9 protein-coding genes and 3 rRNA genes are annotated in these 13,056 nt (G+C 45.5%); 5 read left to right on the top strand and 7 right to left on the bottom strand.

Annotation, left to right across the window (positions count from 1 at the left end):
• Window positions 1-60 precede the first annotated feature (60 nt).
• Entirely contained in the window at window positions 61-423 is a 363-nt protein-coding gene (locus tag AOB57_RS10045; RefSeq protein ID WP_054297577.1) for a nascent polypeptide-associated complex protein, read from the top strand.
• Window positions 424-819: 396 nt separating this feature from the next.
• Here the strand turns inward: AOB57_RS10045 and rrf are convergent.
• The 4 genes from rrf to tnpB form a co-directional block, all read right to left on the bottom strand.
• Window positions 820-941 (bottom strand): 5S ribosomal RNA (gene rrf / locus AOB57_RS10040).
• 100 nt (window positions 942-1,041) lie between these two features.
• Window positions 1,042-3,950 (bottom strand): 23S ribosomal RNA (locus AOB57_RS10035).
• 212 nt (window positions 3,951-4,162) lie between these two features.
• Window positions 4,163-5,640: ribosomal RNA gene (locus tag AOB57_RS10030) — 16S ribosomal RNA — on the bottom strand.
• Together the 16S, 23S and 5S rRNA genes form the textbook arrangement of a ribosomal RNA operon.
• A gap of 786 nt (window positions 5,641-6,426) precedes the next feature.
• A complete protein-coding gene (gene tnpB, locus AOB57_RS10025; protein WP_054297574.1) occupies window positions 6,427-7,539 on the bottom strand; it encodes an IS200/IS605 family element RNA-guided endonuclease TnpB in 1,113 nt (370 codons plus the stop codon).
• Between the two features lie 45 nt (window positions 7,540-7,584).
• Here tnpB and tnpA point away from each other — a divergent pair, with 45 nt between their 5' ends.
• The 4 genes from tnpA (at window position 7,585) to AOB57_RS10005 (ending at window position 9,740) form a co-directional block, all read left to right on the top strand.
• The gene (tnpA, locus tag AOB57_RS10020; RefSeq protein WP_054297573.1) at window positions 7,585-7,980 is read left to right on the top strand and encodes an IS200/IS605 family transposase; all 396 of its coding nucleotides are present in this window, start codon (window positions 7,585-7,587) and stop codon (window positions 7,978-7,980) included.
• Between the two features lie 96 nt (window positions 7,981-8,076).
• Window positions 8,077-8,406, top strand: a complete 330-nt coding sequence (eif1A, locus tag AOB57_RS10015; protein WP_054298439.1) for a translation initiation factor eIF-1A — start codon at window positions 8,077-8,079, stop codon at window positions 8,404-8,406.
• 1 nt (window position 8,407) lies between these two features.
• Window positions 8,408-9,190 carry a serine protein kinase RIO gene (locus AOB57_RS10010; protein ID WP_054298438.1) on the top strand — a complete coding sequence of 261 codons (783 nt, stop codon included), beginning with the start codon at window positions 8,408-8,410 and terminating at the stop codon, window positions 9,188-9,190.
• Between the two features lies 1 nt (window position 9,191).
• The gene (locus AOB57_RS10005) at window positions 9,192-9,740 is read left to right on the top strand and encodes a KH domain-containing protein (protein WP_054298437.1); all 549 of its coding nucleotides are present in this window, start codon (window positions 9,192-9,194) and stop codon (window positions 9,738-9,740) included.
• Between the two features lie 225 nt (window positions 9,741-9,965).
• Here the strand turns inward: AOB57_RS10005 and AOB57_RS10000 are convergent, their stop codons facing one another.
• The 3 genes from AOB57_RS10000 to pstB form a co-directional block, all read right to left on the bottom strand.
• Entirely contained in the window at window positions 9,966-11,372 is a 1,407-nt protein-coding gene (locus AOB57_RS10000) for a dihydroorotase (RefSeq protein ID WP_054298436.1), read from the bottom strand.
• Window positions 11,373-11,592: 220 nt separating this feature from the next.
• Entirely contained in the window at window positions 11,593-12,243 is a 651-nt protein-coding gene (phoU, locus tag AOB57_RS09995; protein WP_054298445.1) for a phosphate signaling complex protein PhoU, read from the bottom strand.
• Window positions 12,244-12,248: 5 nt separating this feature from the next.
• Window positions 12,249-13,025, bottom strand: coding sequence for a phosphate ABC transporter ATP-binding protein PstB (gene pstB / locus AOB57_RS09990; protein ID WP_054298435.1), 777 nt, complete (start codon window positions 13,023-13,025; stop codon window positions 12,249-12,251).
• Window positions 13,026-13,056: the final 31 nt, after the last annotated feature.

Genomic DNA, 13,056 nt, shown 5'->3' with positions numbered 1-13,056 from the left:
CGCTGAATGTATTGAACCCGAACCTGAAAAAGTAAACGAAAATAAAGGAGAAGCAAGTCTATGTTCCCAGGAATGGGAGGGATAGGGGGCCGGGGTATGAACCCGGCTAAGATGAAGCAGATGATGAAACAGATGGGAATTGATGTTAAAGAGCTCAAGGATGTTCAGGAAGTAGTCATAAAGACTGCGGACTCTAATATTATTATAGAGAATGCAAACGTCAGCATAATGACAGTCCAGGGCTCGGAAACATACCAGATTGTAGGTGACGCAAAAGAAGTTCCAAAAGAACTGGAGATTCCCGCTGAAGATATAAAACTCGTAATGGAGCAAACCGGCGTTTCTGAAGATGAAGCCCGGAAAGCTTTGCAAGATTCAAACGGAGATCTGGCAGAAGCCATTGTGGCACTTTCTTCTGCCTGACTTTTTTCAATAATTTTTTTAACGAGCTCCATGTCCTGTCTCGGTAGGGTTATGGCTCTGCATTCCGGATACCCTTAGAGCCGAAGAAGTCGAGACTTTCTTTGAGTTGAGTCTTTTTCCTCAGTTCCCAAGAAGGTTAATCTGTGGATAGATTGATCTGTGAATAAATAGTCCATCTGTGGATAAATAGTCGTATTGTTCAAATGCAAAGGGCCTATGTATTCCTTTTCATTTTTATAAATTTTTATTTTACAAACGCGGTAAAGCAGTCATGCGCCTCGCTCAGGTGGATAATACAGTCGATAACTGGGATCCACATCAAAAAGATACAAAATCACTATTAGAAAATCAGTTTTAAAAAAACCATTTTTAGAAAAGATTAGAATGATAGGGTGAGCATGGCAGCGATCCAGAGTTCCCGAAGGCTCGCGCACTTCAGTACAGTCAGGAACGCGGGCAGGCTTATCTGCTGTGTTCGGGATGGGTACAGGAGTGACCCTGCCGCTATGGCCGCCACACTCTCCTATAAATGGGATTGAGGAAATTTGTCTATAGCCAAAGACAAACTAATGATTAAGTCATGTATGGTGCTGCAGACTGGATTTCGCCTGAACCGGATTAGGAAAGGAACGGATGGTTAGTAAACGCGGACTGAACACCTCGTTGCCTTGGTGCTTACATCCCGTTTCTATCAAACCGGTCTTTTACCGGAATCCTTAATGAGGTCTCGTTTTAGGTCAGATTTCGAGCTTAGATGCATTCAGCTCTTATTCCTTAGCGCGTAGCTGCCCGGCAATGCCCTGTCGAACAACCGGTACACCAGTGGCGCCGCTGCTTGGTTCCTCTCGTACTAAAAGCAGCTTACCCGCAGACCTCAGACACCTCTAGTAGATAGTAACCGACCTGTCTCACGACGGTCTAAACCCAGCTCACGATCTCCTTTAATAGGCGAACAACCTCACCCTTGGCCGATGCTGCACGGCCAGGATGGAAAGAACCGACATCGAGGTAGCAAGCTGCCGGGTCGATATGTACTCTTGCCGGCAACGACTCAATTATCCCCGGGGTAACTTTTCTGTCATTTTTGGCCCCCACCAAGGAGGCACAAAAGTTCGCTAGAACCGACTTTCGTCTCGTCATCCACTACTGTGCTGAATAACGTCAGGCTGACTTATGCTCTTGCACTCTTCAGTGAGTTTCCGACCCACTTGAGTCAACCATTGCGCGCCCTTGATATCTTTTCAAGGGCGTCCCGCCCCAGGCAAACTGCCCACCTATCGGGGTCCTCTTCTCAGAGTTAGGGTCGCGGTCCCAGAAGGGTAGTGTCCCATTGATGGCTCCACGGATGCTGGCGCAACCGCTTCGACGCCTCCTACCTACTCTGTACATCCAGAACCACAACCCAGCGACAGGCTGCAGTAAAGCTCCACGGGGTCTTCACTTCCCCCTAGAGGTCTCTAGACTGTGCACTAGAATGTAAGCTTCACCGGATTCCAGTTAGGGACAGTAGGGCTCTCATTGATCCATTCATGCAAGTCGCCAATTAAGCGACAAGGTACTACGCTACCTTAAGAGGGTCATAGTTACCCCCGCTGTTTACAGGCCCTTCTTCCCGTTGAACCGGGGTTTCAGGTACCTGCACTGAGCAGGATTCAGAGATTGTACTAGCCTTTACAGGTTTGCAATCTCCTATGTTGGTATTAGACAGTTGGAGCCCCCTGGTCACTGCGACCTGCTGTCTTCACAGCAGGCACTCCTTCTCCCGAAGTTACGGAGCTAATTTGCCGAATTCCCTTAACTGAATTACTCCGACACGCCTTGGCCTTTTCAGCCAGGGGCACCTGTGTCAGTTCTCGGTACGGACATTTAGCGGCCTTTTCACGGGTCCCTGGGTGTAACCGACTTTAGCCATAACAGATTCACCCGCTTCTCGCCATTACGGCTCTCCACGGGTTTCGCTGCTTAGACGGAGCGACGACTCCGCTCGGCCTGCCCTGAGACGTCAGACATGAGTGCTAAATGGTACAGGAATATTAACCTGTTTCCCTTTTGGCGTACTCGAGTTACGGTACGTCTTAGGACCGACTAACCCTCGGCTGACGAACATTGCCGAGGAAACCTGGCCCCTTCGGCGGAAGGGATTCTCACCCTTCTATGCTGCTACTATTACCAGGATTTTCGTTTGCGAACGGTCCACAGGACTTCACAGCCCTGCTTCTGTCCGAACGCAACGCCTTCCTACAAGATTACCTTGCGGTACTCCGTGGTATCGGTGGTCGACTTGAGCCCCGTCAATTTTCGGGGCCCCAAACCTCGACTGGTGAGCTGTTACGCACTCTTTGAAGGATAGCTGCTTCTAAGCTAACCTTCCAGCTGTCTTGGGCTTGGGACGCCCTTTAGTGTTAACACTTAGTCGACACTTGGGGACCTTAACCACGGGCTGGGTTGTCTCCCTTACGGACTACAAGCTTACCCCAGCAGTCCGGACTCCGACTTTCTCAGACGACGGTGGGTTTGGAGTTTGACAAGCGGGCGAGGGGTTTCCCCCCCGGAACCGCCAATCAGTGCTCTACTCCACAGACGATCTCCAGTCAGGTCATGCTGCGACATGTTTCGGAAGGAACCAGCTGATGCCGGGTTAGATTAGCATTTCACTACGAGACGCAGGTCACGCGAATGATTTGCAGATCAACACCGCTTGCGGTCCTCCACGTAGCTTTCGCCACGCTTCAACCTGCCCACGCCTAGATCACCCGGCTTCGGGTCGTGTCCCGGTGACTCCACGCACTTGTATACGTCGTGCCTCGCTCAGAAGAGTTGCGCACATGTTGCTTTCGCTTCGGCTGCCCAAATATAAGGTTAGCCATTGCCACCAAGACACACTCCCTGGCCCGTTCTTCAAAACGTAAGATACGACACTGGCAGTGATACTCGTACAGCACCCTCGCGAGTGTTTCCTTCGTACCAAAGATCCTTTCATGCCGTATCGTTCCATCACTATCAGGTTTCAGGCACTTTGCACCTCCCTTCTCGGGGTACTTTTCAGCGTTCGGTCACCCTACTATTTCGCTATCGGTCTCAAGTAGTATTTAGTTTTGGAGGTTGGTGCCCCCCAGATTCCCGCGCGATATCCAACGCACGGTACTCAGGGACATGTTCCGGTCTTTTGGTTTACACATACGTGACTGTCACACTCTATGGTCTGCCGTTTCAGGCAAGTTCTGTTTAGCCGCCAGACGTTTGAACAGCCCTTCAACACCACATTTCCCCTAAGGGGATTCGGTTTGAACTGTGCCGGTTTCACTCGCCGTTACTTACGGCATCTCGTTTGATTTCTTTTCCTGCTCCTACTGAGATGTTTCAATTCGGAGCGTTCCCGATCATTACTGATCACTATGGAGAGGTCCCATTCGGAGATCCCGGGTTCATTGGCTCCTTGCGCCTACCCCGGGCTTATCGCAGCTTGGCACGTCCTTCATCAGCTCTTGAGCCGAGCCATCCACCTGATAGCATATTTCCTGTATATCCTAACCAGGTCCAGTAAGCGTCCAGTATACAGCACCTATACATGACTTCATGTACCTGCGTGTCAACACAGGCAATCCGTCCTTCCCCGGAAATTTACTTCCCGAGTGCATTTGATGAGTTTGATGATGATTAGCTATTGAATAGCTAACCTTAATGGTTTGAGGATTTTGTTTCGGTTTATCGGCATCTGGGTGGTGGGTTTTTTATGCTTAGGAGGTGATCCAGCCGCAGATTCCCCTACGGCTACCTTGTTACGACTTAACCCCCCTTGCAAAGCACAGGTTCGAACACGACACAGAGTTCGTGCCCTCACCCATACCTCACTCGGGTGGTTTGACGGGCGGTGTGTGCAAGGAGCAGGGACGTATTCACCGCGCTATATTGAAACGCGATTACTACGGATTCCAGCTTCACGAGGGCGAGTTACAGCCCTCGATCCGAACTACGGATGGGTTTGGGAGATTACCAGCCCTTTTCAGGGTAGGGACCCATTGTCCCATTCATTGTAGCCCGCGTGTAGCCCGGGAAATTCGGGGCATACTGACCTACCGTGGCCCGCACCTTCCTCCGATTTAACATCGGCGGTCCCCACAGAGTACCCATCGTCCCGGAGGACATGCTGGTAACAGTGGGCACGGGTCTCGCTCGTTGCCTGACTTAACAGGATGCTTCACAGTACGAACTGGCGACGGCCATGCACCTCCTCTCAGCGATTCAGGCAAGGTCTTCAGCCTGGCCTACATATTGCTGTCGTCCCCGGTGAGTTGTCCGGCGTTGAGTCCAATTAAACCGCAGGCTCCACCCGTTGTTGTGCTCCCCCGCCAATTCCTTTAAGTTTCAGCCTTGCGGCCGTACTTCCCAGGTGGCTCGCTTCACGGCTTCCCTGCGGCACCAGACACGGTCGCGCCATGCCTGACACCTAGCGAGCATCGTTTACGGCTGGGACTACCCGGGTATCTAATCCGGTTCGTGCCCCCAGCTTTCGTCCCTCACCGTCGAACCCGTTCTGGTAAGACGCCTTCGCCACAGGTGGTCTCACAGGGATTACAAGATTTCACTCCTACCCCTGTAGTACCTCTTACCTCTCCCGGTTCCAAGCCTGGCAGTATCCCCCGAAAGCCTAATGGTTGAGCCATCAGATTTCCCGGAGGACTGACCAAACCGGCTACGGACCCTTTAGACCCAATAATCACGATCACCACTCGGGCCGCCGGTGTTACCGCGGCGGCTGGCACCGGTCTTGCCCGGCCCTTGCTAACAGATGTATTTTACACATCTGGACAGCCAGCATATGATGCTGGCACTCGGTGTCCCCTTATCACGGTTTCCCGCATTGTAAAGTTTTCGCGCCTGCTGCGCCCCGTAGGGCCTGGATTCATGTCTCAGAATCCATCTCCGGGCTCTTGCTCTCACAACCCGTACCCGTTGTAGGCTAGTAGGTACATTACACCCACTACTACCTGATAGGCCGCAGACCCATCCTTGGGCAGACGAATCCATTTTACGCATAAAGCATTCCAGCATATATGCGTTATCCGGTATTATCCCCAGTTTCCCGGGGTTATCCCAGACCCAAGGGCAGGTTATCCACGTGTTACTGAGCAGTACGCCATGTTCACGAAGAACATATGACTCGCATGGCTTAGGCGAACACCGATAGCAGTAACCTCTGGCAGGATCAACCAGAATTGTTAATGTATCGCACACTTAAAATTAAAGGTCTTGGTCGCAGAAACTTGCACTAACAACTATCAATTCAGTTATTTCAGTTTCGCGATGATTCGTTTTATGAAAAACTCTCACCGCCCAGAATTAACCGAACCGACAAAATCCTCGTCAGACAGGAAATAACTCCTGACTCCATTATTAATGAATAGTAATTGCTGCATTTTTCATGCAGGAAGTTATAGATATGCACTCATAGTATTTAAAGATAATCATTCCCTCTCAGATTAAGAAGAAATTTAAACCGAAAGACTATGAGAAAATCTTCCAGCACAATCAAATTCGTACTGGAACAGGAAGACATATACATCAGTTTTAATATATAAATCTTTTTGTTCAGGAAAATTCATTAAAAACAAACTTAACAATTGTTGAAAATCTGTTTTGCTATAACCCTGAACTTCACTCTAGAATTACAATTTCAAGAGCGGTTCACGCCTGTCTTGCGCGTGAAACATACAAAGGAATATAAAATATATATACTTGTCGCCTGTCCAATTACTTAGAAAAAAATAATAATAAGAAGAGAGTAAAAGAAAGCAGAAAAGCGCAGCATTAAAATAATAACAGAAAGTTGAAGGCTGCAGGACGAATAACCTTAAAACTTGGAAAAACGATATATAAGGGATTTAAGGGTATAAAGTGAACTACCACTGAGCTAAAGACTCAGTGGCTTCCTGTTTCATTCCCCTTTCTACTGAAAGCAAGTCAACAGGCTCTTCCCCGCGTTCCGCAGGTGTTGAATAGGTTTCAAACCCCTATTAGGTTTTGATCTATGAGAGCGAATTTCTTAATGTTGATAGCGGCGTTAATGTCCCTATCATGCTTTGTTTTACAATCTGGGCAAGTCCATTCTCTATCTTTCAATTGAAGCTCTTTATTGTGGTATCCACACACACTACAGAGCTTAGAAGAGGGTTCAAATTGTCCTATTCTCAGAACAGTTTTCCCAAACCATTGAGCCTTATATTCCAACTTTGTTACAAAACTACTCCATGCAGAATCACTTATAGCCTGTGCTAAATGATGATTCTTAACCATGCCTTTAACATTTAGAGTTTCCAGAGCTACAGCTTGGTTTTCGCTAACAAGTCTAAAAGAGAGTTTGTTCTGGAAGTCATTTCTCTGATTTGTTATTTTGTCATAGAGTACAGCAAGTCTTCGTTTAGCTTTTGCTCTGTTCTTAGAGCCTTTCTGTTTCCTTGATACTCTTTTCTGTAATACTTTGAGCCTTTTAAGAGAGTTTTTCAAGTACTTTGGATTCTCAACCGTTTCTCCTGTTGAAAGGACAGCAAAGTCTTTGATACCTACATCAATTCCTACTGTTGTTGATTCTGTGAAAGTTTCCTTTACTGGAAGTTCTTTTCCATCTTCAACAAGGATACTAATGTAGTAATCTCCTTTACAAGTCTTTGAAACGGTTGCTGTTTTCAACTCACCTTCAAAGTGTCTGTGCAGAACTGCTTTAATCTCTCCAATTTTAGGAAGCTTAACAGTGTTGTTTTCAAAATCAACACTATAGTGCTGAGGTACTGGGAAAGACTGTATAGGATTCTTTTTAGACTTAAATTTAGGGAATCCGTTCTTTTCTCTAAAGAATCTAGTGAAAGCGGACTCTACTTGTTTAGTCATTCCCTGTAATGATTGAGAGTTTACCTCACCTAACCATTCATTAGAGGTTTTTAAAGCTGGAATTAATTTGTTTAAGTCAAACCTAGAAATAGACTTTCCAGTTTGTTCATATGTTTTAATTTTCTGACTGAGTGCCCAGTTATAGACAAAGCGGCAGCTACCTATGTGCTGATTAAGTTTACCAGCTTGGGCTTCTGTCGGATATAGTCTAAACTTGAACGCTTTCATCATACATGGTATTATATGCTTTACCAACATATATAGTTTTTGGTAAATATGGAGTATGAGCACAAGAATCACAGTAAGTTTTTGCTTATGTACCATGTTATTTTTGTTTGCAAGTACAGGAAAAAGATATTAGAACCACTTAACGCAGAACTTAAACAGACTATTCACGATATTGAAAAAGAGTCTGACTTTGAAATACTGGAAATGGAAACTGACAAAGATCATATCCACATGTTAATTAAGAGTGAGCCTAAAGTTTCAGTTGTATCTATAGTTAGAAAACTGAAACAAGAGACTACAAATAGGTTATGGAAAAGTCAAGGCAACTATCTTAAAAGATATTATTGGGGAGAAAAGACTTTGTGGAGTGATGGGTATTTTGCCTCAACTATAGGAAATGTTAGTAAGGAAATAGCTGAGGCATACATCAGGAACCAAGGTTAAGTTGACGCTTACATCCACTAGGCTAAAGACCTAGTGGTTTTACGCTTCTTCCTATAAAAAGTAAAATAATAAATATAAATTACATAAAAATGAGGTATCAAACTGGCAGACTTAAAGAAACCTACATCCAAACCGGATACGGAAGAAGCCGTTACAAGAGTACGCATACCGCGCAGGGAAAATAACGAGATCCTGGCAACTGTTGAAAGTCTTCTGGGTGCAAACCGTCTGAGGCTTCGTTGCATGGATGGGGTCGTTCGTATGGGAAGGATTCCGGGTTCGATGAAGAAAAAAACCTGGATTCGAGAAGGAGATGTTGTTATTGTCGTGCCCTGGGAATTCCAGAACGAAAAAGCCGATGTGATCTGGAAATACACAAGGCCGCAGGTAGACTGGCTTGAGAAGAAAGGATACCTGAAAGGATAATATGGGAATGGATCAGGAAAAGAAAATAAAGCGCATTGATCGCGCTAAAGATAAGTCCAGGGTCAGGGAGAAAGATTCTGAACGGCTAAAAGTAGAAGAAAACGTATTTGATATACCTACCCTTAAGATTCTTTATACCCTCTCTAACAAAGGCATAATAAAGGCGATGGGCGGAGCAATCAGTACCGGAAAGGAAGCAAATGTATTTTATGCCGAAGGCCCGGATAAAGAGCTGGCTGTAAAAATATACAGGATTGCCAGCAGCACCTTCAAGGCTATGGACGCCTATATTATGAAGGACCCTCGTTTCACAAACATTCGAAACAATAAGCGAGACATCATTTTTGCATGGACACGCAAAGAGCTTCAGAATCTGAAGCGTGCGAAAAGTGCAGGAGTACGGGTTCCGGAGCCTGTGCTTGCTGAAAAGAATATTCTTATCATGGAATTTATGGGAGAAAAAGAGATACCTTACCCACTCCTCAAAAACACGTATCTTGAAGGCGATGAAGCAAAGCTTATTTTTGACACTGTGGTCGAATACATGCGTCTTCTCTATAAAAAAGCAAATCTAGTACATGCCGATTTGAGCGAATACAATATCCTGATCGACCCGAAAGACCTGACCCCCATATTCATTGATATGGGGCAATCAGTAACCTTGGAGCATCCAAACTCCCAGGAGTTCCTTTACAGGGATGTACAAAATATACTCAGGTTCTTCAGCCGCTATGGGATAAAGGACAAACCTGAAGAGCTACTCAAAAAAATACAGGCGGAATGATATGACTCAGTATGTCAAAATCCCCAAAGAAAGAGTCGGAGTAATAATAGGTCCGAAAGGAGAAACAAAAAAGTTTATCGAGGATAAAACCGCATGCCAGCTGGAGATCGACAGCGGAATTGGAAAGATAGACATCACCTGTGAAGAAGACCCATTGAAAGAATTCAGGGTTCTCGAAACTCTCAAGGCGATAGGAAGGGGCTTCAATCCTGAAAAAGCTCTCGAACTTCTGGATGACGACATGCTTATGCTTGAGGTCATCGACCTTTCCGATGTAGCTACAACACCAAAAGAACTGCAGCGCATAAAAGGCAGGATAATAGGAAGAAACGGAAGAACCAGAGAACTTGCAGAAACCCTTATAAACGTTAAAATCTCGGTATACGGAAAAACCGTATCCATACTTGGGCACCCGGAGCAAAACACTATAATCCGAACAGCAATAAGGATGCTGCTCGATGGAGCCACCCATGGGGCAGTTTACAAGTTCCTCGAAAAAAAGCATCAAGAACTTTTACAGTCCCAGTTTGACTCAGTTGAATATTATTAATGAATAAGAAAAGCAAGGTTAAATAGTATTTAGAAAGAAGAAAAGCCAGGTTCAGGATATTATAACTTTATTTTAAGATACTTATAGTGTTTTTAAACTTTCCTGGAAGCTGGCTTTCAGTTTTTCCGTGCTTTGCTAAAACCTTCCCAAAACCTTTTTGTCAAGACATTCTCTTTATCAAGACATTCTCTTTATCAAGGCATTCTTTGTCAAAGCTCTTTTTCTTCATTCCTGGGATTCATCAGCCTGGTCAAGATCTTCTTCGTCCTCTTCTGACCTCTTTCCTCTACCTTCCAGGAAGTTGCCTCTTCCAGGTTTTGCGTTGATCGACTCCTCACTCCAGATTATCTCACCCCTCGAGAGAGTGTACTCTGGAAAAATCCCGTCCATGCCTTCAAAAGGAGTCCAACCCGCTTTACTATGCAGGAACTCAGCCTTTATAGGGCGAAGCTCGCGGGGATTCACAATAATCAAATCTGCGTCAAAACCTACATCAAGCCTACCCTTGAATTTGCGATCCAGCCCGAAGACTCTTGCAGGATTCCAGCTTGTAAGCAGGATCATCCTTGAAATTGGTAAAATATTTTTTCGGACGGCGGCAAGCATTAGAGGCATAAGGGTCTCAACTCCGGGCACACCCGAGGGAGCAACTCTTATATCAACATCTTTTTCGGACTCCAGATGCGGAGCATGATCCGAAGCTACCATGTCAATAGTCCCGTCATTAATCCCGTTTACCAGAGCTTTAATGCTGTGGCTTCCACGGAGAGGCGGGTTCATTTTCCCAAAAGACCTTAGCCTTTCCCAGTCTCGCGTAGACAGGAAAAGGTGATGAGGAGTAACCTCACAGGTAAAAAGAGGTTCTTTATTTTCCCTTCTTGCAAGATATTTTTCCTTCCGTACCATACCTGTAGCTTCAAGGGTGCTAATATGGCAAATGTGCGCTCTGATTTTCAATCTGGAAACAAGTTCAAGAGCTTCTTGAACCGCAACCGCCTCACACGCATTGGGACGCACCCTTGAATGATACTCGTAGGAAGTATCGCCTTTTAACAGCTCTTCTAGCTCAATACGCATTTCCTCGTCTTCCGCATGGATAGTCGCAAGTGCATTGAGGCGTTTGATTTCGGCAAGTGCCTCCTCAAAGGTTTCCTCATTAATATTTAGTCCGCCTGTGGACTCGGCCATGAAGATTTCCCCAAAAGCCGTGGCTCCCAGCTTCCAGAGTTCTTTTAATTTCTCGATATTGCCTGTTACTCCACCATTAATCCCGAAATCAACAATAGACTTTCTCCTGGCAAGCTTAAGTTTTTGTTCGAAAGCCCGCCTATCGGTAGTGGGAGGCACTGTATTGGGCTGGTCAATAACAGTGGTAATTCCTCCGGCAGCTGCTGCACAGGAGCCCGTATACCAGTTTTCCTTTAAAGTCATTCCGGGTTCCCTAAAGTGGACATGCACATCAATCCCGGCAGGCAGGGTAAGAGCGCCACCTGCGTCTATTATTGTATCCGAACTCGAGACTCTGAGATCTTTTCCTATCCTGGTAACTTTACCATCTTCAATAATGATCTCAGCAGGCTGAAGCGAATTATTGTAGTAGATGCGTGTATTTTTGATAAGAATATCAGGCATGGGCGTCTATATGCTTATAAATGTACTTAAAACCTGTACATCAGAGAAAACAGGAAATGGTGAGAAAAAAAGGTCAAAAGTGTATAGGAGAAAAAAGTAATCGAAAGCATGAGAATACTGTCCGAAAGCTAAAGCAAAAAACGAACTGAAATTTCAGTATCAAAAAAACGAAAGAAAAGATAGAAGCAAGAAGCAAAAAAGAAAAAAGGGTAGAAACTACTTAATTCAGTTTAACTCTCTCAGCCGTAGCGAGATAGACCACGTTTTCACACATATTGCAGCAGTGGTCTGCAATTCTTTCCAGATAACGAATCAGGAAAAGCAAATTTGTGGCTCTGGAAATAATACTCGTATCTTTCGCCATCATTTCTATCAGCTCGACCCAGACCGCATAAAATAACTTATCGACCTCTTCATCCCTCGCTGCTGTAGCTCTTGCAAGTTCGACATCCTGGGTCTCAAAAGCTTTCAGGGAATTCTCAAGCATAAATCCGGCAATGTCTGCCATTTTCCTCGTATCTATAAGGGGCTTTACATGCTCGCCTTCTATTCTTCCGGGGATTTTTGCAATATTTATTGATAATCCCACAATCCGCCGGAGGTCCGCTGTGGTCTTGAGAGTAGATACAACAAGCCGCAGATCACTAGCCATGGGCTGTTGAAGGGCAAGCAGATCGAAAATAGAAGCCTCAATTTCTTCCTCAAATCTATCTACCTCTGGCTCAAGGGCAAGGGTCTTTCTGGCAAGCTCGATATCAAGGTCTATAACCGAAGTCATAGAATCTCTGAAAATCAGTTTAACCATTTCTCCAAGCGAGAGTACAGATTCTTTGAGTAAATCCAGCTGTTCTAAGTATCGTTCACGAACCATTCCAATCACCCAAACCTGCCAGTAATGTAATCTTCAGTACTCTTTTCTTGAGGATTATGGAAAATTTGCCTAGTCTGGTCGAACTCAATCAGTTCCCCCGAAAGGAAAAATCCTGTATAATCCGATATCCTCGCTGCCTGTTGCATATTATGAGTTACAATTACTATGGTATAATCCTTTTTAAGGTTCATAATCAGGTCTTCAATCCTTGCAGTGGAGATGGGGTCAAGAGCGCTTGTGGGTTCATCGAAAAGAATTGTTCTGGGTTTTACTGCCAGGGTTCTGGCAATGCAGAGCCTTTGCTGCTGCCCACCACTGAGGGAGAGCGCAGGAGATTTAAGCCTGTCCGAAGTTTCTTCCCAGATTGCAGCCGAACGAAGAGCCTGCTCAACAATGCCGTCCAGATCTTTCCTGTTTGCACCATGTATACGGGGCCCGTAAGCAACATTGTCATAAATCGACATGGGAAAAGGGTTGGGCTTCTGGAAAACCATGCCCACGTTTTTTCGAAGCTCAACAACATCCACATCTGGACCGTAAATATCCTTGCCTTCTATCAATATTTTACCTTCGACCCTGCAGTTCTTAATAAGATCGTTCATCCTGTTTAAGCAGCGGATGAAAGTGGATTTGCCGCTGCCTGAAGGGCCTATAAGGGCAGTTACGCTGTTTCTGGGGATCTGCATGGAAATATTTTTAAGCACCTGCTTCTCCCCGTACCACAGATTAAGATTCTCTGCTTCTATCTGAGGTTGAGATACGTTTTGAACAGCTTCAGTCATTTAGGGACCTCATTGTCATATAAGACCTGAT

Origin of the sequence: Methanosarcina flavescens (assembly GCF_001304615.2) — an archaeon.
Lineage (GTDB): Archaea > Halobacteriota > Methanosarcinia > Methanosarcinales > Methanosarcinaceae > Methanosarcina > Methanosarcina flavescens.
Note: the sequence above shows the minus strand (reverse complement) of the source record. Positions and strands in the feature narration are given on the sequence as shown.